Here is a 22,779-nt window from a genome sequence, read left to right as displayed (position 1 = left end):
CTCACTCCACTCACACCACCGTCACCTACGGTGCCTTTGTGATCCACCTGGCGCCACGACTGCTGCAAACGGGCGCGATGCCGCTACGGCCGTGATTGCCGCGCCGGACGGCAGCGAACGCGTCGTCGGCGTCGTTGGCGTGGACGGCAATTTCGCACTGCACGACGAAGCACGCAACCGCGCGGTCGAACTGGCGATGGCGTGAATCGATCAACGCCGCATGGCGTCCGACCATCACGTGCGCGGCGGGTAAGGTGGTCGACCCGAGTGGACGACGCGAACGAAGCCGGGCGGGGTATCGCGCGAGGCCTCGCGTTCGCATCGGTTCTTACCGCTACGCGTCCGTCCGTCGACAACTCTGTCGGCCAACCCACGAGCTAATCCACCGCCCAACCCACCGGCCGGCCACTGCGCCATTACTGGCTCGCGCCCGACGCCGGCGCGAGGCCCGAAGCCGCCGAGGCCGGCGCTGCGCCCATGCCGCTGTTCATGCCGCCGGCGGCCGCCGTGCCGCTCGCGCCCGCGGAACTGTTGGTGTCGGTGCTGCTGTTGTCGGCGCGCTTGCAGCCGGTGCCGCCCATTGCGATCAATGCGATAGACGAGACGACGAGCATCTGTTTCAAAGCCGGTTTCATGAGCCCCTATTCTGTTGCTAGTCCTGGAGCTCACCGACCCGCAAGCGGTGTTCCCATCTGCCGTGGCCCGGCGCGCGCGTTGTAGCTGAATGTGCGGGCGCGAGATGAAGTCATCGAGCGTGCGAACCATGCAAGCGCTCCAGGCGAATCGCCATTGCGCGGCCCATGCGGGCTGCCACGCATCGGTCGCGGCAACGCGGGTACACTGGCTGCTCGCTTTTTCCTTCCCCTCGTGCGGCCTCGCCGGGCGTAGTCTCGCGGCGCCGCACGCCTCTCGCCGGAGCCCTTCATGCGCATTGAAACCGCGTTTCTGTTCGATCTCGACGGCACGCTCGTCGACAGCGTCTATCAACACGTGCTCGCATGGAAAGAGGCGCTGGACCAGGAAGGCATCGAGCTGTCGGTCTGGCGCATTCACCGCAAGATCGGCATGAGCGGCGGTCTGTTCACGAACCAACTGCTGCGCGAAACGGGCGGCGACATCAGCCCCGCGCGCGTGGACCGGTTGCGGCAACTGCATGCCGATGCCTACAAGCGTCTGCGTGCCCAGGTGCGCCCCCTGCCGGGCGCGCGCGCACTACTCGATGCGTTGAGCGAAGCCGGCACGCGCTGGGCCATTGCGACGAGCGGCCGGCTCGAAACCGCGGCGGTGAATCTGGAAGCGCTCGGCGTGGATCCGGCACTCAACACCGTGGTCACGCGCGACGACGTGAAGTATGCGAAGCCCGATCCGGATCTCTTCATCGCAGCCGCCGCGCGGCTCAACGTGCCGATCGAACACACGGTCGTGGTGGGCGACAGCATCTGGGACATGCTCGCGGCACGCCGTTGCCGGGCGCTAGGCGTTGGGTTGCTCTCGGGTGGATACGGGGCGGAAGAACTGGAGCGCGCAGGCGCGCTGCGCGTCTACGACGATCCCGCCGATCTGCTGCACCATCTCGACGAGGTTGCGGCGCGGCCTTGAATCGCCCCGGTGCCCGATATCTGCCGGATACCCGCGCCCCTCCATTGCGCGGCGTCTCACGGCAGCGCTCACCAGTCCGGTGCGTTCGCGTCGAGCGCGTGGCCGGCACGGCGATTGACGACGCGGTACGGGCGTTCGTGCTCGTCCAGCACGCCGCGCCATTCCGCGAGCCGCGCGAGCGAGTCGGTGCGCAGCACCGCGAAGGTGCGGCCCGAACGCGCCTTCGCTTCGGTCAGCTCGATCGTGCCGCTGGCACCCTCCGTGCCGTTGCCGCTCGCCGGCAGCGCGCGCAGCATCGGCACATCCCGCTCGTGCAGTTGCAGCTCGTATTGTCCAGAGTGACCCATGGCAGTCTCCTGAGGAATCGGAAGTATTTCAGCGCGCTGGCGTAGCGCGCGTTGGTTGGTCTGTTGCTTGGTCTGTTGCTTGGTCTGTTGCTTGGTCTGTTGGTCCGTCTGCGGGTCCGTCTGTGCGCACAGTCTCCGGCCGATGCGCGTTTTTTCAACACACCGAAGCGGCGCGCGCCGCGAGCGCAAGCTGCGTCCCTGCGAAAACAGCACGCCCCGTTCCCGAATGAGCGACTTCCAGCGGCGCCGCTCGCTGCCTGGGCACTCCGTATGCGAGGGATCGCAGGAAGCGCCCCGAACGCAGACACGGATGCCTCCCGCCCCGCTTGCGCCGGCTTGCATCGCCCCAGGGAAAGTGCCGTCATCGCACCTTCCACACGACGTGCGGCAACGGCGTATGCTCGTGACCATGGCAGCGGCAGCGGACCGCAGCAGACCAAAGCGGACATCACGACATGTCGCGCTGCCTGTTTTCCGGCCTTCTCCCCTGGCGTTGTTCCCATTCCGCGCAAGGCTAGCGATGAACCCGTCCAACGCATTCGCCGCACCCGAATCCGTGCCGCGCATCACGGTGGTCGTGCTCACGCATAACCGCGTGCGGGTGGTGCTGGAGACGGTGGCGCGCCTGCTCGCGCTGCCTGACGCGCCGCACCTGATCGTGGCGGACAACGGTTCCACCGACGCTACCGTGAAGCTGATCGGTTCGCTCTTTCCTTCGGTCCGCATCGTCCAGTGTCTGGGCGACCTTGGCGCATCGGCGCACAGCCGCGCGGTGGCCCTCGCGCACACCGACTACGTGGCATTCACCGACGACGACACCTGGTGGGAACCGGGCGCCCTCACCGAGGCCGTGCGTGTGTTCGATAGCGCGCCGCGCGTGGCGGTGCTGAGCGCACGCGTGGTGGTTGGCGACGAGGGCGAGACGGATGCGCGCTGCACGCGCCTGAGCGCGAGTCCGCTGGATCGAAACGGGTTGCCCGGCCCCGCGCTCACGAGCTACCTGGCCGGCGCATGCGTGTTCCGGCGCGCGGCCCTGCTCGCCGTGAACGGCGACGAGCCGCTGCGCTTTGCGAGCGGCGACGAAGAACGCGTGGCGCTCGACCTTCTCGCGCAGGGCCACGCGATCGTCTACGGCGAAGGCGTGGTGGCACGCCGCTATCCGGGCGGCGATAGTGAAAACGGCAGCGGCAACGATGGCGAAAATAGCAGGCGCGCCAACCATCGCCGCGACGGTCCCGACGCCAGCCTGCGACGGCGCATCGCCGCACGCCACGCAGCCTGGGTGGCGTGGCAGCGGCTGCCGCTCGCGAGCGCCGTGGGCGCCACGTTGCGGGCCTTCGGCGTACTCGCACGGGAGCATGCGTTGTGGCGCGACGCATGGCCGTTGATCGCCGGCATCGGTGCAGCGCTCAAACGACGCCGCCCGGCACCGCCCAATGTGCTCGCGATGCGCCGCAAAGTGCTCGATGCCGAGCGCCTCGAACAAGCACGCGCCGCACGCGCGATGGCCGAAGAGCATCACCAGCACCCGGCGCGTTGATGTTGTGGCGCCGTTATGGCGTTGGCGCATTCGGCGCGTTCGCTCACGCTCCATCTTCGCCGGCTTCTCCGGCCCTTCTGCGCGGTCTCTGGAACACCCCTTGCTGAACGCCTGCTAAACGACATGAGCGAGCTTTTATCCTGACCGATGAGCCGCCTGCAAAGCGCAAGCGTTCACCCGGCCACATCAAAGCGCTAACCGGATCCCCCCATATCGTCCCGAGACTCCTCGCCATGAGCACCACTCGCTCCGCTCATCCTTCCACGCGCACACGCAGCGGCCGTCCGCCCCGGCAGCGGCACGCGCAGGCGAAGGAACATCACGCCCGCACCCAACCGGACGCAGGCAAAGCCAAAACCAGCACGCGCCGCTGGTCACATGAAGTCATGGAAAAGAGCGATGCGCTCGATCTCGAAAAAGGCGTTTTCCGCAGCGGCAGCGCCGACGAGATTGCCGAGTCGCTGAAACGCTCGTCGCTTGCGAGCAAGCGGCGCAAGGGCACGCCGTTTCAGTCGGCGATGTCGATGCTCAATTTCTACATCAATCGCGCCGGCAGGCACCTGCCCAAAACCCGGCGCACGACGCTGGAGCGCGCCAAAAAGAAGCTGCGCGAAGCGTTCGGGCGCGCGCCTTGAAGGGTGGGTGGACAGTGTGTCCTGACGTGCCCGGGCGAACGTTACGCGCGGCTCCCGTCGAGCTGCCCCGCGCCGCTTCAGCCGCTTCCGTGGCCTTCGCTGCCCTCGCGTTCTCGCGTGGCAGCGGCAAGCGAGTCGAGCAGTTCGATCACGCGCAGCGGGTCAACGGGCTTCACGAGATGCTCGGCGAAACCTTCGCTGCGCGAACGCGCGATGTCCTCGGTACGCCCCGAGCCCGTGAGCGCGACGAACGCCGTCCCGCCCGTGCCGGGCAATTCGCGCAGACGCCGCGCCAGCGTGTAGCCGTCCATGCCCGGCAAGCCGATGTCGAGCAGCACGACGTCCACCGGCGAGAGCGCGCTCACCCGCTCGATCGCCTCGTCGGCATCGGCGGCCGTGCGCACTTCGTGCATGTCGAGCACCATGGCGAGCGACTCCGCGGCGTCGCGGTTGTCGTCCACGATCACCACGCGCAGCGGTCGGCGCGCGCTGGCTTGCGGCGCGGCGGGCTCGGTGACGGCGGACGCCGCGCTCGCCTGCGCCACGGGCAGGCGGATCCTGAAGTGGCTGCCGCGATTGATGCCCGCGCTCGACGCAATCGCCTCGCCGCCGTGCATCTCGGCGAGCGTGCGCACCACCGAAAGACCGATGCCGAGACCGCCCACCGCGCGGCCCGGCCGGTCCTCGGCCTGCACGAACAGCTCGAACACGTGCGGCAGCTCGGTCGCCGAAATGCCGATGCCCGTATCGCTCACCTCGATCAGCGCACGCTCGCCCTCGCCGCCGCCCTCAGCGCGCACGGCGACGCGAATGTCGCCGCCGTCGGGCGTGTACTTGAGCGCGTTGTCGACGAGGTTCGAAACGATCTGCGTGATCCGCGTGACGTCGGCGTCCACATACACCGGCGCGTCCGGCATCGAAACGGCGATGCGGTGATGCCGTTCCTCCGCGTGCGGCGCGTTGATTTCGAGCGCGCCCGCCACGGCTTCGCGCAGATCGAACACGCGGCGCTTGAGCGTGATCTTGCCCGTGGTGATGCGCGAGACTTCGAGCAGGTCGTCGATCAGGCTGGAGAGGTGGCGAATCTGCCGGTCCACCACGCCCGGCACCCAGCGCGCCTGCGGCGGCAGTTCGGCCTCGCTGCGCTTGAGCACCCATGCGGCGTTGCGGATGGGCGCAAGCGGATTGCGCAACTCGTGCGCGAGCGTGGCGAGAAACGCGTCCTTGCGCCGGTCCACTTCGCGCAGCGTGTCTTCCACGCTCTTGCGGTCAGTGACGTCGGCGAGCGTGCCGATGAACGCGTTCGCGTCGCCCTCGGGCGCGTAGCGGAAGCTGCCGCACATTTCGAGAAAGCGCAGCGCGCCGTCGTTGCGGCGAAAGAGGCGAAAGAGCGCGTTCACCTGGCGGCCCGGCACGTCGTCGGCACGCACCTGGGACACGAGTTCTTCCAGATCTTCGGGATGCACGCAGCCGAAAAACTCTTCGCTCGACATCGGCCCGTCTTCGGGACGCTGCCCGGTGATCTCGTACATGCGGGCGTTTTCCCAGACGGCTTCGCCCGTCTCCACGTCCCATTCGAAAATGCCGAGCCCGGCGGCCGCGGCCGCGATGCGCAGCCGCTCTTCGCTGTCCTGCTGCGCCGCGAACGCGAAGTCGCGGGCGCGCAGCGAGTCGTTCACGCGCTGGTTCTGCTCTTCCAGCAACTGGCGGATGGCGCCGTAGATCATGGCGCTGAACAGGTCTTCGATAAGCTGGTGCGCCCGCGGCTGTGTGTCGTCACGGTGCGCGCGATGCGCGAAAAACTCGCGCGTGGCCTGCTGCGTGCATTTCTGCAGCAGGTCGAGTTCGCGAAACAGCGCATCGAGCTGATAGCCGTGCTGCCAGCGGTGCTTGCCGTGCTGGCGCGCGTCGCGCTCCACCTGGCCGTAGCTCGCCTGCGGCACGGCCGCGCGCAGCGCCTGGCAGACTTCGTCGAAGACCTGCGGCAGATAGTCGATGAGCTGCGCATTGGTGAGCCGTCCGGTGTTTTCGATGGCAGGATCGGAACGCACGAGCCGCAACCAGCGGCGTGTGATCAGCCATCGTTTGCGTTCCAGCCAGTTCGCAAGATCGGCGAAAGTCTTTCCCGCCTGCGTGTCCATTTGCGGTTCTCCAGGCTGCGGTCCGAGCCGCCGGCCCCCGTTTCTCCGATATCGGGCGATAACGGCCGGCGCCGGGCATCCCCGGGCCGGCCGCGCAATCCTTGCGTGCAAGCACATTCGATGCCCACTGCGCTCGCACGATGTCGCTTTCCGGCATGCAAACTGCTTATCCCATGCCCCAATGGGTTGCAGTGGTGCGGGCGGCGCGCTGCAACGCGTGCGTGGAAAACGCGACCAGACGGCGCCGCCTGCCCCACGTGCCGGGGGTTGCCGGCGTGTATCTCTGGCTGGCAAGAATTACATTAGATGGACGTTATGACCGACCACCCATCTCGCCCGCACGCGGGCCACAGCGCCCCATCGTCCGGCGCGGCGCCCAGAGGAGATGCCGATGACCGCTTCGAAGCGGTGGTCCATTCGATCGAGGACTACGCGGTCTTCCTGCTCGACAGCAACGGCTTCGTCACGAGCTGGAACCGGGGCGCGGCGCGCATCGAGGGATACGAGGCAGAAGACATTATCGGCAAGCACTTTTCGCGTTTCTATACGCGCGAAGCCGTGGCGCGCAACTGGCCCACCTACGAACTGGAGCAGGCCACGCTCACGGGCCGTTTCGAAGACGAAGGCTGGCGCGTGCGCCAGGACGGCACGACGTTCTGGGCCAACGTGGTGATCACCGCGATCCGCAATCGCCGCGGCGAACTCACCGGTTTTGCGAAGATCGTGCGCGACCTCACCGACCGGCGCCGCCAGATGGACGCGCTGCGGCAAAGCGAGGAGCGCCTGCGGCTCTTGATCGAAAGCGTGAACGACCACGCCATCTTCATGCTGGATCCCACCGGACAGGTGGTGAGCTGGAACAGCGGCGCGACCAACATCCACGGTTATCAGCCCACGGAGATCATCGGCCGGCATTTCTCGACCTTCTACGTGCCCGAGGACATCGCCGCCGACAAGCCCCGGCGCAATCTGGAAACGGCGAAGCGGCGCGGCCGCTTCGTGGACGAAGGCTGGCGCATGCGCAAGGACGGCTCGATGTTCTGGGCCAACGTCACGCTCACGGCGGTGTATGACGCCGACCGCCGCCTCACCGGCTTTGCCAAGATCACGCGCGACATGACCGAGAGCCGGCACCGCGACGAACTGGAACGCTCGGGCCAGCGCATGCGCGACTTCCTCGCCACGCTCGCGCACGAACTGCGCAATCCGCTCGCGCCCGTGCGCAACGCCATCAGCTCGATGCAGATCGAGCGCGACGTGCCGGCCGGGGTGGCGCGCTCGCGCGACTTGATCGACCGGCAGATCGCGCACCTCTCGCGCCTCGTGGACGACCTGCTCGACGTGGGCCGCATCACGTCCGGCAAGATCGAGCTGCGCCAGGCGTCCGTGAATCTGGGCGACGCGATCGGCAACGCCATCGAGGCCGCCCGGCCGTTCACGGCGCGACGCGGCCAGACCGTGGACGTCCACCTGCCTGCGGACCCCGTGCTGCTCAGGGGCGACATGACCCGGCTCGTGCAGGTGTTCCAGAACCTGCTGCACAACGCGGCGAAGTTTTCGCCCACCGATAGCCGCATCGCCATCAACGTCGAGGTGGAAGAGCGCACCGTGGAGATCCGCATTCGCGACCTGGGCCGCGGCATCCGCCGGGAAGCGCTCGAAACGATCTTCGACCTTTTCACCCAGGAGCGCACGGGGCAGGACGCGCTCGACGAAGGACTCGGCATCGGCCTCACGTTGTGCCGCTCGCTCGTGGAGCTGCACGGCGGCACGATCTCGGCCATGAGCCACGGGCACGGCACAGGCAGCACCTTTATCGTGCGGCTGCCGCGCGGCCCCCGCGAGCCCGAGCAGGCACCGCCGCCGCTGCCCGTGCAGGCCGTGCCGGACGCGCACCTGCGGGTGCTGGTGGTGGACGACAACCGCGATTCCGCCGACAGCCTCGCCATGCTGCTCGAACTCAAGGGCCATGACGTGCGCGTGGCCTACGACGGCGCCGCGGCACTCGACCAGGCAGAGCGCTTCGTGCCGCACGTTGCGCTGATCGATATCGCGATGCCGAAGATGGACGGCTACGCCGCGCTGCGGGTGCTGCGCCAGCGGCCCGAACTGGCCGACACGTACTTCGCCGCGATGACGGGCTTCGGCCAGCAAAGCGACATCGCGCTCTCGCGCGAAGCCGGCTTCGACATGCATCTCATCAAACCCGTGGACCCGCAGTTGTTCGACGAACTGCTCTCGCAGGCGGCAAAACGACAGGCAGCGCGGCAGCAGCGGCCACCTCTGCGGTGAAGCGCGAATCTCGCGCTGAATCTCGAGCTACTGCGCCGCCATGTGGGCATCGACGATGGGCGCAAGGAAGCCTTCGAAGCCGGTGAGAATGATCTGCACGCCGATGCACAGCAGCAGGAACGCCGACACGCGCAGCGCGACGCGCGTGCCTTCCGCGCCCAGATAGCGCGCGAGCACCGAGGCGCGGCTGTACGTGTAGTAGATGACGAGCATCACGAGCCCCGAGATCACGAACGACGCCACGCCCGACAGCAGGAACTCGGAGAGCTTGTGCGTGCGGTTCGCGTTCAGCGCGATCACCGTCGCCATGGTGCCGGGGCCGGTGGTGAGCGGCACGGTGAGCGGGAAGAAGGTCTTCGCCGTGGCCGACTCCGGTTCGACCTGCGGCACGGCAGAGGCCGAGGCGGTCTCGTTCATGCGCACGCGTGTGTCCGGCGCGTTGAGCATCTGCCAGCCGCCCACCGCAACGGCAAGGCCGCCGCCAATGCGCAGCGCCTCGATCGAGATGCCGAAGAAATGCAGCATGGGCGTGCCGACGAAGAACACGACGATGAGCACGAAGAACGCATTGATCGCGACGCGCCGCGCGAGGAAGCGCCGCTCCGCGTCGGAAAGCGATGCCGTGCGGTCCAGAAACACGAACGCCACGCCGAGCGGATTGATGATGCTGATGAGCCCCGTGAAGCCGAACAGGATGTCGGAGATCAGGCTTTCTATCATGCTGTGGTCGAGTCCGGAAAACGTCGGTTGAACGCAGGGTGAACGCAGGTGAAAAGTGCGAGCAGTGTAACCGCATCGGCAAGCACCTGGATCACGCATGCCGGTACGGGCAAACGATGCTGCGCGACGCGGCCGGATGGGCGGCCCGGGCACCGGAAGCATGCTGCGACGCACACGTTCCGGACGCATCGAAAGACCTGTGTGTCCCGATGCGCGGACGCCTTTCAAAGCGCCTTCACTATTTTTGATCTGCTTTACCTGGCCGATCCGGCGGGCATACAGTCGAACGGATAACACGCAGTCTCCGACGCATCCACCCCGTTCCAGGAGTCGCTCATGTCCTTCCGGTTGCTTGCTGCCTTGCCCTTCATCGGCATCCTGCTCGGCGTGCCGTTCGTGAACCGCGTCGAGCCGCTCGTGCTCGGCATGCCGCTCGTGCTCGCGTGGATCGTGCTGTGGGTGGTGCTCACGGCGGTCATCATGGCGATCGTCTACCGGCTCGATCCCGCCAACCGGGAGCCGCAAGGCGCGGATGTCCGAAGCACGGCACCGGAGGTGCGTTCATGAGCAGCGCTCTCGTCATCATTGCCGCCGTCACGCTGCTTGCGCTCTACCTTGGCATGCGGGCCCGCCGCGGCCACGACATGAACCTCGAACAATGGACCGTGGGTGGCCGCAGCTTCGGCACCGCGTTCGTGTTCCTGCTGATGGCGGGCGAGATCTACACGACGTTCACGTTCCTCGGCGGCAGCGGCTTTGCGTACGGCAAAGGCGCGCCTGTCTACTACATCCTCGCGTACGCGACGCTCGCCTACGTGCTCTCGTACTGGCTGCTGCCGCCTGTATGGCGCTATGCGAAGGCGGAGCGGCTCGTCTCCCAGCCGCATTTCTTCGCGCGCAAGTACGCGAGCCCGGCGCTCGGCGTGCTGGTCGCGCTGGTCGGCGTCGCGGCGCTCGTGCCGTACCTCGTGCTCCAGCTCAAGGGGCTCGGCATCATCGTGTCCACGGCGTCGTACGGCGCCATTCCTTCGACGGCGGCCATCTGGATCGGCGCCGCGGTCGTGACGGCCTACGTGATGGTATCCGGCGTGCGCGGCTCGGCCTGGAATTCCGTCGTGAAGGACCTGATGATTCTCGCGGTCGTGCTGTTCCTCGGCATCTATCTGCCGATTCATCACTACGGCAGCCTGGGCGAAATGTTCCACGCCATCGACGCCGCGAAGCCCGGCTTCCTCGCGTTCCCGGCCAAGGGGTCGAGCGTGATCTGGTTCCAGTCCACCGTGCTGCTCACGGCGCTCGGCTTCTTCATGTGGCCGCACACGTTCGGCTCGGTCTACACCGCGAAGGACGAACGCATCTTCCGGCGCAACGCGATGGTGTTGCCGCTGTATCAGCTGATCCTGCTGTTCGTGTTCTTCTGCGGCTTCGCGGCGTCGCTCAAGGTGCCGGGCCTCAAGGGCGGCGACATCGACCTGTCGCTCTTCAGGCTCTCGCTCACGACGTTCGACCCGTGGTTCGTCGGCGTGATCGGCGCGGCCGGTGTGCTGACCGCGCTCGTGCCGGGATCGATGATCCTCACCACGGCGTCCACGCTGCTTGCCAACGACGTCTATCGCGGCCTCTTCAACAAGCGCGCCGACGACCGCGTTATCGCCCGGCTCGCACGGCTTTTCGTGCCGATCGTGGCGCTCGTCGCGGTGCTGTTCACGCTGCACGGCGGCGAGACCATCGTGGCGCTGCTGCTGATGGGCTACAACTTCGTCACGCAGCTGTTCCCCGGACTCGTGTGCAGCCTCGCCGCGCACAACCGCGTCACGAAACAAGGCGTGTTCTGCGGCATCGTGGCGGGCGTGGCCGTAGTGGTGACCACCACCGTCATGCACATCAGCGTCGCGCAACTGCTGCCGTTCCTGCCGGATGCGCTCAAGGACATCAACATCGGCTTGCTGGCGCTCGCGCTCAACGTCGTGGTGCTCGCGCTCGTGAGCGCCGCCACGCAGCCGCGTACGGAAGCCGGCGGGTCGCACGCCGAGGTGCATTGACGCCATACGCCGACATGCGCTGAGGTCCGAAGCTGACCTGCGACAAACCCGAGGCACATCCTGAGCCAACCCGTCGTCGCGCCCGCGTAGTTCCCAGGGCGCGGCGGCGGGGCTGCCGTGATAAGGTGACGGGCCTTTCCACACGCCTTTTCTGCCGCCCTGATCCATGGCCCAGCCTTTCGACGACGCCGAACGCGCAGCCGTATATCGCGCCATCTACGAGCGGCGCGATATGCGCCACTTCACGCCCGGACCGGTCGCTCCCGAAGTACTTGCGCGTCTGCTGGACGCGGCGCACCACGCGCCGAGCGTGGGCTTCATGCAGCCGTGGCGCATCCTGCGCATCACCGACACCGCGGTGCGCACGGCGCTGCACGCCATCGTGGAGCGCGAACGCATTGCCACCGCCGACGCGCTCGGCAAGCGCCGCGACGAGTTCATGAAGCTGAAGGTGGAAGGCATGCTCGAATGCGGCGAGCTGCTGGTGATGGCGCTCATGGACCGGCGCGAGCCGCACGTGTTCGGCCGCCGCACGATGCCGGAGATGGACCTGGCGTCGGTGGCCTGCGCGATCGAGAACATGTGGCTCGCAGCGCGCGTCGAAGGGCTCGGCATGGGCTGGGTGTCGTTGTTCGACGTCGATGCGGTCCGCGCGCTGCTCCGCATGCCGGCGGGCGCAAAGCCGGTGGCGATTCTGTGCCTCGGCCACGTCGAAGCGTTCTATCCGCAACCGATGCTGGAAATGGAGCACTGGGCCGAGCGCCGCGCGCTCGACACCTGTGTGTTCGAAAACCGGTGGCACGACGATGGTGGCGATGGCGGCGATGGCGGCGATAGCGCCGATACGGCTGGCTGATCGCACGCTGGACCGGCCAGGCCGCACACATGGAAGCGTGCGGCCCAGTTGGGTGAAAGGCTACGAATGCTCCAGATATTCGGCGCGAGCGCGGTTCACGCGCCGTCGCGCATGCATACCGCTTCGATGTTGTTGCCGTCCGGATCGATGAGAAACGCGCCGTAGTACGTTGGGCTGTACTCGGGTCTCAAGCCGGGGCCGCCGTTGTCCTTGCCGCCCGCGCGCAGGCCTTCGCTGTGGAAACGCGCTACGGCGTCGCGGCTCACCGCCTCGAAGGCAAGATGGACACCGCGCGGCGTTGCGGCATCGTCGTGAGTCGCATGCAGCCACAGCTGCGGATGCCCAGGCTTGCCCAATCCCGCCAGGTCGCCTTCATGCATGCATAGCTCGAAACCGAGCGGCGCGAGCGTCTGCTCGTAGAAACGCACGCTGCGCGCCAGATCCGACACCCTCAAACCGATGTGATGGAACATACGTTTTCTCCTCGTTGGCTATCGAACGCGATGCCAGCATACGGCGTACCGGGGCGCGACGCCTGGGGAAAATTGCTTCGAGCGTTCGGCTTTCTGGCGGGCCGCCCGTGCGCGGCTGGCCGTTCACGGCCGCCGTGCTTCAACGTGCCAGCGGCTTGATCGACACCACGCCGGGCAACGCGCCGTCTTTCGCGGGATGCAGCTTCACGCGCCACGCGCCGGCGCCCGCGTAGGGGAACTCGGCGAACGCGCTCTTCACGAGGAACGGCACGGCGTGAGCCGCGTCGGCATCGTGGTCGCGGCTCACGGCCACGACCTTGTAGACCTCGCGCGCAGCCTCGCGGTCGAAGAAGCGCAACGTGAGCACGTGAACGTAGCTGCGCAGAAAGAACCAGAATCCCGACGACGACGGCATGCTGCACGAACCGCTCGCGTCGCCGCATTCGGGCACGTCGAGGCCGATCGACGCCGCGCGCGTGGCGTGAGCGATCGAGACAAGATAGCGAGGATTGGCGCCCGCCGAGCCGGCATCGCGAAAACCATAGCTCGCAAGCGCGCTGCGTACCTGCGCTTCGTACTGCAAACGCACGTCGCTCGTTTCCTGCGAAGCCGTGCGCGCGAGACGGTAAGTCGTGTCGCCCTCTGGCGGGCGCGGCATGCTGGTGGCGCGCACATTCGTGTTGACGTCGGCACAGCCGGCAAGACTGACCGTCGCGAGCGCCGCAAACGCCGCGATGAGCGATGGGCGGACCGTCACAGGCGGGAATTTCATCGAGGCTTCCGCATCAAGGGGTTCCGGCGCCTCGCAATTCGTGCGCCGCCGGGTTCGGCGACGCTGCTCGGGCGCCACGCGCTGCCGCGCTCGCACAGCAAAGTGCTTGCGACGGACAGGCTCACCACGTGAGCGTAAACGATTGCACCGCGCTTGCCTGCTGGTAGAAACGGCCATGCTCGAACTGCTCGGCGATCACCGTCCAGTAGTAGACGCCGCGCGGCAGGTTCTGGACCACCACCTCCGCCCCCGTGACGTCGGTCTGATCGACCAGCGGCCGCGCCAGATCCGGCGTCGTCGCCAGCACCAGGCGATAGCGCGTGGCCACGTCCGGGCGGCCCGTCAGCCAGCGGAACACGTAGTCGTGCGAGTCCGCCCGCGCCGTGGCCGAGGTGGTCAGGCTGAACTGCCGGCGTTCGAAAGCATAGGTGCGTGGCAGGCCTTCCAGACCGTTCGCATCGATTGCGCTGATACGGACGAAGTAGGTCCCGTCGGACAGATCGCCGAACGTGGCGTGCGGCGTGTCCACGCGCTGGTCGCGGATCACGTCGAGCAGGCCCGCGTCGCGGCCCACCTGCACGCGGTAGCTGCGCGCGCCGTCGAGTGGCACGAGGTCGAAGGCCACGTCCGGTGCGTCCTGGATCTTGCCCGGCTGCACCAGCGACGGCTCGGCCAGCAGCGCCAGGGGCGCGCCCGCTGCCGCCCCCGCCCGCGTCACGCTGCCGAACTTCGCCTTCACGAGTTGCGCCGACGCGGCCAGCGGCGCGCCCGCAGGCGGTGGCGTAGCGCCCGCTGCGTCGACGCCTACGGCCCCGTCGAGCACTTCCACCGCGCTCACCTGCGCGCCGGCGTCGTAATTGACCCGGAAGCGCGTGCCGCGCACGCCTGCCACCACCGACGGCGACCGGATCTGGAAGCGGCTGTCCTTCTTCGTGGCGTGCGTGACTTCGTTATCGACCTCGCCACGCTCGAGCCGGATGAGACGATCGGTGGAGCCTGTAAAGACCGTCTGGCGCAACCGGTCGAGGCCGATCGAGGAGTCCTGCGGCACGCTCACGTGCGAGCCGTCTTCGAGTTCGAGCGTGACGAAGCCGTTGTGGCCGGTACGGATGCGGTCGCCTTCGGTAAGCTTCATGCCGATGGCCAGCGGCGTGTAGCCCCCGTTGCCGTAGGCCCGTTCGACGGGACCGCTGGTGGCCACGACCGTCGCCGCGACGCGCTCCTCGCGCAGCAGTGCGACGGGCAGACGCAGCGTGACGCCCGGCTGCAGATGTCCCGGCGTGCCGACGTGGTTCAGGCGTGCGAGCGTGCGCCAGTCGCCGGAGTCGCGCAGATAGCGCGCGGCGATGTCGTAGAGCGTGTCGCCCTTGCGGGTGACGTAGGGGGTGGTCTGTTGCCCGGCGGGCTGCGCCCGGGGCTCACGGGCTTCGGTCGGGAGCGCCCACGCGAGGCTCAATGCCATGACAAGCGCGGCAAAACCCTCCACCACGCTGTTGCCGTGCTGTCCAACGGTATGCGAATGCTTCGGCATCGTCGGCGCGAGGCTGGCCGGCGTCACTCATCCCCCTTTTCTACGCGCTCCAGCCGATAGCCATAACCGTAAATGGGCGTCAGCCGGTAGCCGTTTTCGGGCCGCAGGCCAAGCTTGGCGCGCAGCATGGAGATGTGCGTGTCCATGGTGCGTGACGGAATGTCCGTGTCCTGTTTCCAGATCATGTCGAGAATATGCGCGCGAGAGAGCGGCCGGCTCAGGTGCTGGAACAGCAGCAGTGCAAGCTCGAATTCCTTGTTCGTAAGGGACACCGCCTTGCCTCTCGCGCTGACCTGCTTGGCGCTCAAGTCGAATTCGAAGTCGTCGAAGGTTTCCTTCAACGCCATGGGCTTGATCTGATAGGCGCGCCGCAGCAGGGACCCGACTCGCGCGAGCAGCATGCCCGCCGTGACCGGCTTCACCACGTAGTCGTCGGCCCCGCTGTTGAGGATCGACATGATGTCCGTCTCACGGCTGCGGCTCGTCATGAACAGCACCGGCAGCCGTTCCGAGAGACTTTGCCTCACCCAGCGCAGCACCTCTTCGCCGGACATGTCCGGCACGTTCCAGTCGAGCACCAGCAGATCGAAGGTCTGCCGGCGCAGTTGCTTGACCAGTTCGCGCCCTTCCGAGAACGAGTGGCAGATGTGTCCAACCGTCGAGAGCGTCTGGCACACAAATTCTGTCTGAGCCTGATCGTCATCGAGAACCGCAATTCTCATAACACCCCGCAACGCAAATTCGTTGTCCATCGTTGGTGAATGGCGAGGCGAATATCCGCCCATTTCCTGAGCGCTTCCTTCGCGCTCTGGCCGCGATTTTGTCCGCGACTGTCTCCCATTAACGGTTAAAAGCGTGGGCCACAGCCGCTCGTGGCCGCGCGGCGCAATCATGCAATCATGAAAAGGGGCGAGGAAATGCCGTGATGACATTGCCGTGAACCCCTTGAATTGGCGCGCTCGACGCTTGACTGCTCATGCTTGCGATCGGGGCGTTCATGATAATCGAAAACCCCTACCCTCTTATCGCAGAGCACCCGCGCATTCGGAACGGAGTTTTGCTAATGCGATCAGGCCCGCCTTCTGACCTTCGTCGCAGGCCTGTTGCGGCGTCGTCCCGTTCGCCTTGTCCATGACCACCTCGCGGCGCGCGTTAATCCGCGACATGGCGCACAGTATAAGAAGTCAGCAAACCGAAAATTTAAAGATTGTCAAAATCGGCGGCACTCCGCGTCCGCGTTCGAAGCATCGGCGCGCGGCCGCCACGTTCACGCCAAGCGGCGCAACGTCTGACGCTTCCAGCGGATGGTGGCGATCGCTCTCCTGTACACGCGTCCAGCAGCGGACCGATGCACCCACTTTGCCGCATGCCTGGATGCGCTTGCGAAACTGCTGCTGATGCAGATCATCGTGGCCTCCCTCGCTCATTTGTTCGTCTTTCGTCATGCCTCGACGCCTTTCGGCGCACTCCGAAAAAACCGGCGGCGGCAGCGCAAACTGCACGGCCCATCCGTTTGCCACTACCGCCGCCCTTTTTACGACCGCCGCCATTCCGGCTGTTGTTCTTTTCTATTGTTTTTCTTGTCATGGCGAACTGGCGTTCGCTCTTCTTCTCTCCCTGCCCCGTCGCCCCAGCTACCGTCGATACCAGCCTGAGCCCCCGTAGCTAAACCGCGTCATTCCCGCGTCATTCGCAAAACTTGTGATCATTGTGGACGGCAATCTGTCACGGCATTGTCAGAGATTGTCAAATCCTGAGGCCTGGTTTGTTAAGCATTGAAAAACCGTGGCACTGGCCGGCGATATTGGGTTCGGACGCGGCCTTCCCGGGCCTTGCTCCGCTTTGCCTGCACATCCATCAAGAGGGAAAAGAGTGCGTCTGGAGAAGCCTTTACGGGCCCTTAGCAAGACCTTTGTGGGCCCGTTGGCGGCGACGCCCCTAAGGGCGCCGGCCAATTCAAACGTCCTGCTGCAACGTTGCGTTACCGAAGCGTGTGGTGTGCCTCGATACCTCGCTCGGTGACACCCCCAACAGGCGATTCATCCACGACGCAAGATGGCTCTGATGCGCGAATCCCACCTCGAGCGCGATCTGCCCTACCGTCAACCGGCCTTCCAGCAGCAATCCCTTCGCGCGGTCCACACGCCGATGCACCACGTATTGATGAACCGGCGCCCCAAAGGTCTCGCGAAAGAGCACCTTGAAATGCGGCACGCTGAGGTGCGTCACCGCGGCGAGGTCCGCGAGCGTGAGGCGTTGGTCCAGATGCGCCTCGATATAGTCGGCCACGCGTACGGCCATGGCCGGGGCGAGCGTACGGCGCTTCGCGCCGGCCACGGGCACGGCTTCGATCAGCCGCACGACGATGGCCGTGCACAGGCTCTCGGCATAGAGGGCGTTCGACGCGTCGTCGGCGTCGAGTTCCGCCCTCAGCGCCCACGCGAGGTGCTCGAGACGCTTGTCGCGCAACTGGAACTGCGGCTGGAGTTGCGCCTGCGAGGATTTCAGGTCGAGCCGTCCGACGACGTCCTGCACGAACGCCTCGCCGAGCCAGATGCGCAGCAGTGTGCAGTCGGCCTCGTCGGCCCATTCGCCGTCGAGGCCAGCCGGCACCACGTCGGCATCGCCGTGTGCCTGGATGCGCGGCCTGCGCCGCCCGTTGCAGACGCAATTCGCCTTCACCGCCGCGCCCACGTGCACGCCAATGCGGTGATGATCCGCGGCGGGAATGCGATGCACGCCCGCCGGAATCTGCAATAGCTCGGCGCCGAAGCCCTGCCAGCCGAGCGCCGCGCTCGATTGCACGCTCACGGCCGAGCTTGGCAACGGCGCGGGATTCTGCTTCAAAACGGCGGGGATTGCACTCATCGCGGGGGCCTTCCGAAACGGTGAATTCCTGCATTGTGCTGCGTCCTGGCGGCGGCTGCAGCGACTGGCTTCGGTTCGAGGGTTGCCTCGCAAGAGGCTGCAGCGGATGCCGGCCATCGCATCGCTCAGTCTGTCATCCAGATCTGCTCATGGGCATCTTTGCCTGAGCGCGCGGCGCGCCGCGCTTCCCTACCATGCGGCTCTACCGTCAACGTACAGACAAGGAGCCGACCGTGTTCGTCATCTTCGGGGCATCAGGCAATGTAGGACGTGCAACCGTCACCGCGTTGCGCGAGTCGGGCCGCCGTGTGCGCGCCGTGGTACGCGACCGGCGTCATGCGCCGTCGCTCGAGGCGTTGGGCTGCGAGGTGACGACGATAGACCTGAACGATCGCGAGTCCGTGGAGCGCGCCATCCGCGGCGCCCAGGCCGTGCAGATGCTGTGTCCGGTTCCGGACGGCGCCCACGACCCCGCAGCCACCATGCGCGACATGATCGACGTGAGCGCCGCCGCGTTGCGGGCGCAGCCGCCCACGCGCGTGCTGGTGTTGTCGGACTACGGCGCAGAACGCGATGAGAACACCGGCATCACGCGGCTGTTTCACTATCTCGAGCAGCAGGTCAAGCCGCTCACGTCGAACCTGATCCTGCTGCGTTCGGCCGAGCACATGGAGAACTGGGCGCGCGTACTGCCGGCGGCGCGCGCAGCCGGCGTGCTGCCGAGCCTGCATCATCCGCTCACGAAGCGTTTTCCGACCGTCGCCGCGCGCGACGTCGGGCTGGCTGCCGCGGCGCTGCTACAGGACGAAGCGCCCACACCGACCTCGCGAGTCGTCAGCATCGAGGGGCCGCGGCGCGTTTCGGCGTGGGATGTCGCGAGCGCACTCGGCGACGTGCTGGACCGGACAATCGAAGCGCATGCCCTGCCGCGCGAAGAATGGGCGGCGGTGTTGCAGCGAGCCGGGCTCAGCGCTCGCCACACCCAGTTGATTGTCGACCTCTACGATGCGCACAACCTGGGCCGCATCGACGTCGAAGCCGGAGCGACCGAACGGCGTTTTGGTACGACGACGATCGAAGCGGTGCTGTCGGAGTTGACGCAGCGGACGGATGTGGCAGCGCGGGCGTGATGCGATGCGCTCTTTCTATATCCGGCCGTCGTATTCGACCTGTTCACGCGTCGGGTGGTTGGCTGGGCGTTCTCGACACGTCCTGATGTCGATCTGCTCGTGCAGGCATTGGAGATGGCCCATGAGCAGCGTGGTCGACCGCAAGGCTTGCTGTTCCCCCGGATCAAGGCGCGCAGTATGCAAGTCGGAAATTCCATCAGCGCCTGTGGCGCTATCGGATTCAGCAGAGCATGAGCCGTCGCGGAAATTGCTGGGACAACTGCCCGGTGGAAAGGCTGTTCCGCAGCGTCAAGACGGAATGGCTGCCTATCTTGCCAGCGATGATTCCGGCTTTGTGACGGCGGCGACATTCCGGATCGATGGCGGCATTCGCTGCGCAGTCACTGTGCCCGTGTGGCCCCGTCCAACGGGGCTGCGATGGCATGTATTGGCTGCGCCCAGGTGAGGATGCGTGCGGTAGGTGTTAGCGAAGCGTTGGGATATTGAAACGATTCGTAGATGCAGACCTAAACGTTGAGGGAACGCTCCGGCCGCCGCTGTTCAAGATCTGCGGCCACCATCGGGCCGCGCATGTTGTCCCCGTCAAGACGTGGCCATGCCGCGACGCTGCCTGACACAGCCACCGCCGGGCTATGCAAACGACGCCAGATCGGCGTTGCCGCCGCAAACCACCACGGCGATCTTCTCACCGGGCGAACGCACATAGGCGCCCGAGGTCAGTGCCGCAAAGGCAGTTGCGCCTCCGGGCTCCGCAACGATCCTGAACTTCTGCCATAGCGCCAATTGCGCTTCGCGAATCTGCTCGTCCGACACCAGTACGGAATCCTGAACGTTCGGCAGAAGAACGGAAAAAGGCACATCGCCGACACGCCTGCACCCGAGCGAGTCTGCGGCGATGCCGCCCGTGTCGACGTCGACGGGCATATGGGCCTGCAACGCGCGATTAAGTGTCGGGCATTGCTTCGGTTCGACGGCCACTACCTTCACGCGGCCAGCAAACCAGGCTGCGATACCGCCGATGAAGCCGCCGCCGCCAACGGAAATCAGAATGGTATCGACCTCCGGCACTTGCGCGTCGAGTTCGATCGCGATGGTTCCTTGTCCTGCGACCGTCGCGGGGTCGTCGAAAGCATGCACTTTCAGGGCGCCCGTTTCAGCCGCCCGCGCCTCGCTGGCCGCGAGCGCTTCGACATAGTTGTTGCCAGCGACGACAACCTGTGCGCCAAGATTTGTCAGCATCTTGCGCTTGAGCGCGGTCGCAAGGCTCGGCACATAGATCTCTGCGCGAGCGCCGAGCTTTTGCGCCGCGTACGCGACGGCGATACCGTGGTTTCCTCCGGACGCCGCGACCACGCCAGCACGCGGAAGCGGCTCGCCGAGCAGCCGGTTGAACGCACCTCGCGGTTTGAACGAGCCCGTCACCTGGAGCGATTCGAGCTTCAGGAAGGTATCGCCGGGCACGTTGGAGAGGCCGGGCTCGACCCGCATGACCGGCGTGGTGCGAATGTAAGGAGCGATACGCTGCGCGGCCGCGCGAATGTCTTCTTTCGTGATCATTTGACGAGATCCTCGTAACCGGTTTCCTGCTGGCGCACGGAAGGGATCACCGTGACCGGCGCCTGGCGGCGTTCGTCGACGGTCAAGCGAAAGATGTCGGGACGGCTATAGTGGCCCGTCACGTCGAAATCGAACTTGCCGCGCGCAACGTTTCGCAGGTCGATCTCTGCTGTAAGAATGGTTTCTTCGCCGAACGCGGGGCCCGCGAGAATCTGGCCGAACGGATCGACGATACAGCTTCCTCCGGCCTGAACCACCGCTTCAGGAGCGTCGCCGAACAGACTGGCGTATGCGTGGGGAAAATCGCGTCGGCGCAAAAACTGGTTGCTTGCAAGCACGTAGCACCGACCTTCTATGGCGATGTGTTGCATCGACGCGACCCATGTCGGCCTCGAGTCGGCCGTGGGCGCGCAATAGAGTTCAATACCCTTCGAGTACATCGCGGTGCGCATCATGGGCATGTAGTTTTCCCAGCAGATCACGGCGCCGAGCTTTCCTAGTGCCGTGTCGAGCACGGGCATGGTGGAGCCGTCACCATAGCCCCAGATCAGTCGTTCCGCGCCGGTCGGCATCAGCTTGCGATGTTTGCCGAGAAAACCTCCTGCTGGGCTGAAAAACAGCACACAGCAATAGAGCGTTCCTGCGTCACGTTCGATCACGCCGATCACCATGTGCACGCCGTGGCGGCCCGCTATTGCGGCGAGTTCGTCGACGCACGGCCCCGGTACATCGATCGCCGATTCCCAATACTCGCGGTACGCATCTCTCCCTTCGTCACTGCGTCCACCTACGTACGAGCCGAACGCATGTCCCTTCGGATAGCCGCCCACAAACGCTTCGGGGAAGACCACCAGCTTCGCGCTGCGAGCCACAGCCGACGCGACGAGGTCGTCGACCTTTGCCAGGGTGCGGCGCTGGTCAAAAGGAACAGGCGTGCCCTGGATGACGGAAGCGACCCACGGCCCTTCCCTGTTGATGTCGTTCATTATATCTCCTTGTGTATCTATAGTGAACGTGTTAGTATCAATTTCGAACATCATAGGCGCTTGTCCAATTTGTGGCAAGCGGTGGATGGTCGTCTGCGCGCACTACGTTGAGGAGAGGGAACTGATGGGAGAGATCGCCACGGTCAATAGCGTCGAACACGCCATCCGGCTCGTCGAACTGATGGCCACTTCGAACAGTCTTCTCAGCGTCAGTCAGTTGGCGCAGTCTCTCGAGTTGCCGCGTGCAACCGTGTACCGGCTCCTCAAGACGCTGGCGCAACGCGAATGGATCATTCAGGATGACAAAACGTATCGCCTCAGTTTCAGGCTCGCTGAGCTTTTTCGCGGCGCCGGTGCAAGTGCCCAGGCAGCGCTGGCCGAGCAGGTTGCACCGCTGCTGCAGCGCCTTGTAGATGAAACGGGCGAAACGGCGCACTTTGCCGCGCTCGACGGCGACCGCGTCGTCTACCTTGCGAAAGTCGATTCCCCGCATCCCATTCGTATGTTTTCCCAGGTCGGCTGGCGCGGGCCGCTACATGCAACCGGCGTGGGCAAGGTGCTGCTCGCTTCGGCAGAAGCCAAGCTTCTTCCACGAGTGTGCGAGCAGGGACTGGAGCGGTTCACGCCGAATACGATTGTCAAAATCGATCAGCTTCAGGCCGAGTTGGCGCGAATCCGCGAGCAGGGATACGCGTTGGATGCCGAAGAGTTGATCGCCGGTTTGACATGCGTCGCGGTGCCGGTCGTGAGCGGAGGACAGGTTTGCGGTGCGCTATCCGTTGCGGGCCCAACCGCTCGCATTGGCCATCCAGCGGCCTTGGCGAAAATCCTTAAAGCGGCGGCGCAGACATTGCCGGCATCGTTGTAGAACCGCTGGAAGTTCCATCCGGGGGCGCGGCTTTCCTCGTCGACGTCGGACTGGTCGCGCACCGCGTTCCAGATGGGGAAATCGAAGTGATCCATCACCCGGTCGAATCGCGTGATGCTGGCAAGCAGGCGCATCGCAAACCGCGAGTAGGCTTCGACAGCGATATCGAGCGCCGGCTTCGTGACGGTCGGCTGGAACACGATGTCGCCACGCGCCACCATCTCGCGCTCGGTGCGCCGACGGAAGCCCTCCGCCACCCGGAAATGGTCGAATGGGCCCTCGCCTATTCCAGGCCGCCCGCAATAAATCCGCCGAGCTGGAAATAATGGGTTAATTCAGCGCATGTTATATTCTGCCGCGCACTAAAACCCTGCGCTTAGACTGTCTACAACGTACCAATAAAACGGTCTTCAAAGCGCAAA

Annotated in this window: 21 protein-coding genes and 2 pseudogenes; 10 read left to right on the top strand and 13 right to left on the bottom strand. The window is 65.7% G+C overall.

The genetic code is table 11. From position 1 onward, the window contains the following. Window positions 1–416: 416 nt before the first annotated feature. The gene (locus tag P2869_RS23745; protein ID WP_233411619.1) at window positions 417–635 is read right to left on the bottom strand and encodes a hypothetical protein; all 219 of its coding nucleotides are present in this window, start codon (window positions 633–635) and stop codon (window positions 417–419) included. A gap of 289 nt (window positions 636–924) precedes the next feature. Between P2869_RS23745 and P2869_RS23740 the strand changes: the two genes are divergently transcribed. Then, window positions 925–1,599, top strand: a complete 675-nt coding sequence (locus tag P2869_RS23740; RefSeq protein ID WP_017776069.1) for an HAD family hydrolase — start codon at window positions 925–927, stop codon at window positions 1,597–1,599. A gap of 68 nt (window positions 1,600–1,667) precedes the next feature. On the opposite strand, the gene P2869_RS23735 is transcribed toward P2869_RS23740, so the two are convergent. After that, window positions 1,668–1,946: a hypothetical protein gene (locus P2869_RS23735; RefSeq protein WP_017776068.1), complete on the bottom strand. Its 279-nt coding sequence runs from the start codon at window positions 1,944–1,946 to the stop codon at window positions 1,668–1,670. A 520-nt stretch (window positions 1,947–2,466) separates the two neighbouring features. Here P2869_RS23735 and P2869_RS23730 point away from each other — a divergent pair. Together P2869_RS23730 and P2869_RS23725 are read left to right on the top strand one after the other, a co-directional pair. Further along, window positions 2,467–3,486 carry a glycosyltransferase family A protein gene (locus P2869_RS23730; RefSeq protein WP_277599748.1) on the top strand — a complete coding sequence of 340 codons (1,020 nt, stop codon included), beginning with the start codon at window positions 2,467–2,469 and terminating at the stop codon, window positions 3,484–3,486. 233 nt (window positions 3,487–3,719) lie between these two features. Next, window positions 3,720–4,121, top strand: coding sequence for a DUF3175 domain-containing protein (locus P2869_RS23725; RefSeq protein WP_033350932.1), 402 nt, complete (start codon window positions 3,720–3,722; stop codon window positions 4,119–4,121). A 77-nt stretch (window positions 4,122–4,198) separates the two neighbouring features. Here P2869_RS23725 and P2869_RS23720 read toward each other — a convergent pair whose 3' ends face one another. Further along, window positions 4,199–6,262, bottom strand: coding sequence for an ATP-binding protein (locus tag P2869_RS23720; protein WP_277599747.1), 2,064 nt, complete (start codon window positions 6,260–6,262; stop codon window positions 4,199–4,201). Window positions 6,263–6,568: 306 nt separating this feature from the next. On the opposite strand from P2869_RS23720, the gene P2869_RS23715 reads away from it, so the two are divergent. Further along, window positions 6,569–8,554 carry a PAS domain S-box protein gene (locus tag P2869_RS23715; RefSeq protein WP_277599746.1) on the top strand — a complete coding sequence of 662 codons (1,986 nt, stop codon included), beginning with the start codon at window positions 6,569–6,571 and terminating at the stop codon, window positions 8,552–8,554. Window positions 8,555–8,581: 27 nt separating this feature from the next. On the opposite strand, the gene P2869_RS23710 is transcribed toward P2869_RS23715, so the two are convergent. Further along, window positions 8,582–9,274, bottom strand: a complete 693-nt coding sequence (locus P2869_RS23710) for a MarC family protein (protein ID WP_277599745.1) — start codon at window positions 9,272–9,274, stop codon at window positions 8,582–8,584. 336 nt (window positions 9,275–9,610) lie between these two features. Here P2869_RS23710 and P2869_RS23705 point away from each other — a divergent pair, with 336 nt between their 5' ends. From P2869_RS23705 to bluB, 3 genes are all read left to right on the top strand, one after another. After that, window positions 9,611–9,841, top strand: a complete 231-nt coding sequence (locus P2869_RS23705; RefSeq protein WP_017776062.1) for a DUF3311 domain-containing protein — start codon at window positions 9,611–9,613, stop codon at window positions 9,839–9,841. After that, a complete protein-coding gene (locus P2869_RS23700; protein ID WP_277599744.1) occupies window positions 9,838–11,316 on the top strand; it encodes a sodium:solute symporter in 1,479 nt (492 codons plus the stop codon). The genes P2869_RS23705 and P2869_RS23700 overlap by 4 nt, the downstream gene beginning before the upstream one ends. Before the next feature lie 166 nt (window positions 11,317–11,482). Continuing rightward, entirely contained in the window at window positions 11,483–12,172 is a 690-nt protein-coding gene (gene bluB / locus P2869_RS23695; protein WP_277599743.1) for a 5,6-dimethylbenzimidazole synthase, read from the top strand. 95 nt (window positions 12,173–12,267) lie between these two features. On the opposite strand, the gene P2869_RS23690 is transcribed toward bluB, so the two are convergent. The 6 genes from P2869_RS23690 to P2869_RS23665 form a co-directional block, all read right to left on the bottom strand. After that, window positions 12,268–12,645 carry a VOC family protein gene (locus P2869_RS23690; protein WP_126879588.1) on the bottom strand — a complete coding sequence of 126 codons (378 nt, stop codon included), beginning with the start codon at window positions 12,643–12,645 and terminating at the stop codon, window positions 12,268–12,270. Window positions 12,646–12,784: 139 nt separating this feature from the next. Next, window positions 12,785–13,417: a DUF4136 domain-containing protein gene (locus P2869_RS23685; protein WP_277599742.1), complete on the bottom strand. Its 633-nt coding sequence runs from the start codon at window positions 13,415–13,417 to the stop codon at window positions 12,785–12,787. Between the two features lie 121 nt (window positions 13,418–13,538). After that, the gene (locus tag P2869_RS23680) at window positions 13,539–14,948 is read right to left on the bottom strand and encodes a FecR domain-containing protein (protein ID WP_277599741.1); all 1,410 of its coding nucleotides are present in this window, start codon (window positions 14,946–14,948) and stop codon (window positions 13,539–13,541) included. A 23-nt stretch (window positions 14,949–14,971) separates the two neighbouring features. After that, window positions 14,972–15,670 (bottom strand): response regulator transcription factor, encoded by a 699-nt coding sequence (locus tag P2869_RS23675; RefSeq protein ID WP_017776056.1) that lies wholly within the window; start codon window positions 15,668–15,670, stop codon window positions 14,972–14,974. Window positions 15,671–16,132: 462 nt separating this feature from the next. Continuing rightward, complete coding sequence (locus tag P2869_RS23670; protein WP_277599740.1) at window positions 16,133–16,393, bottom strand: hypothetical protein; 261 nt, start codon at window positions 16,391–16,393, stop codon at window positions 16,133–16,135. A gap of 511 nt (window positions 16,394–16,904) precedes the next feature. Continuing rightward, window positions 16,905–17,816 carry an AraC family transcriptional regulator gene (locus P2869_RS23665; protein WP_277599739.1) on the bottom strand — a complete coding sequence of 304 codons (912 nt, stop codon included), beginning with the start codon at window positions 17,814–17,816 and terminating at the stop codon, window positions 16,905–16,907. A 233-nt stretch (window positions 17,817–18,049) separates the two neighbouring features. On the opposite strand from P2869_RS23665, the gene P2869_RS23660 reads away from it, so the two are divergent. Together P2869_RS23660 and P2869_RS23655 are read left to right on the top strand one after the other, a co-directional pair. Beyond that, window positions 18,050–18,946, top strand: a complete 897-nt coding sequence (locus P2869_RS23660) for an NAD(P)H-binding protein (protein ID WP_277599738.1) — start codon at window positions 18,050–18,052, stop codon at window positions 18,944–18,946. Window positions 18,947–18,958: 12 nt separating this feature from the next. Further along, window positions 18,959–19,254: pseudogene (locus P2869_RS23655) on the top strand (DDE-type integrase/transposase/recombinase); the annotation flags it as partial. A gap of 322 nt (window positions 19,255–19,576) precedes the next feature. Here P2869_RS23655 and P2869_RS23650 read toward each other — a convergent pair. Then, window positions 19,577–20,503 (bottom strand): threonine/serine dehydratase, encoded by a 927-nt coding sequence (locus P2869_RS23650; protein ID WP_126877424.1) that lies wholly within the window; start codon window positions 20,501–20,503, stop codon window positions 19,577–19,579. Then, entirely contained in the window at window positions 20,500–21,489 is a 990-nt protein-coding gene (locus P2869_RS23645) for a nitrilase-related carbon-nitrogen hydrolase (protein WP_277599737.1), read from the bottom strand. The genes P2869_RS23650 and P2869_RS23645 overlap by 4 nt, the downstream gene beginning before the upstream one ends. 124 nt (window positions 21,490–21,613) lie before the next feature. On the opposite strand from P2869_RS23645, the gene P2869_RS23640 reads away from it, so the two are divergent. Next, on the top strand, window positions 21,614–22,357 hold the full coding sequence (locus P2869_RS23640) for an IclR family transcriptional regulator (RefSeq protein ID WP_277599736.1): 744 nt from the start codon (window positions 21,614–21,616) through the stop codon (window positions 22,355–22,357). Between the two features lie 29 nt (window positions 22,358–22,386). Here the strand turns inward: P2869_RS23640 and P2869_RS23635 are convergent. Next, a pseudogene (locus P2869_RS23635) lies at window positions 22,387–22,614 on the bottom strand (ATPase); the annotation flags it as partial. Window positions 22,615–22,779: the final 165 nt, after the last annotated feature.

Origin of the sequence: Paraburkholderia sp. SUR17 (assembly GCF_029536165.1) — a bacterium.
GTDB lineage: Bacteria > Pseudomonadota > Gammaproteobacteria > Burkholderiales > Burkholderiaceae > Paraburkholderia > Paraburkholderia kururiensis.
The sequence above is the reverse complement of the archived record's forward strand: the minus strand, read 5'-3'. Positions and strand labels throughout refer to the sequence as shown.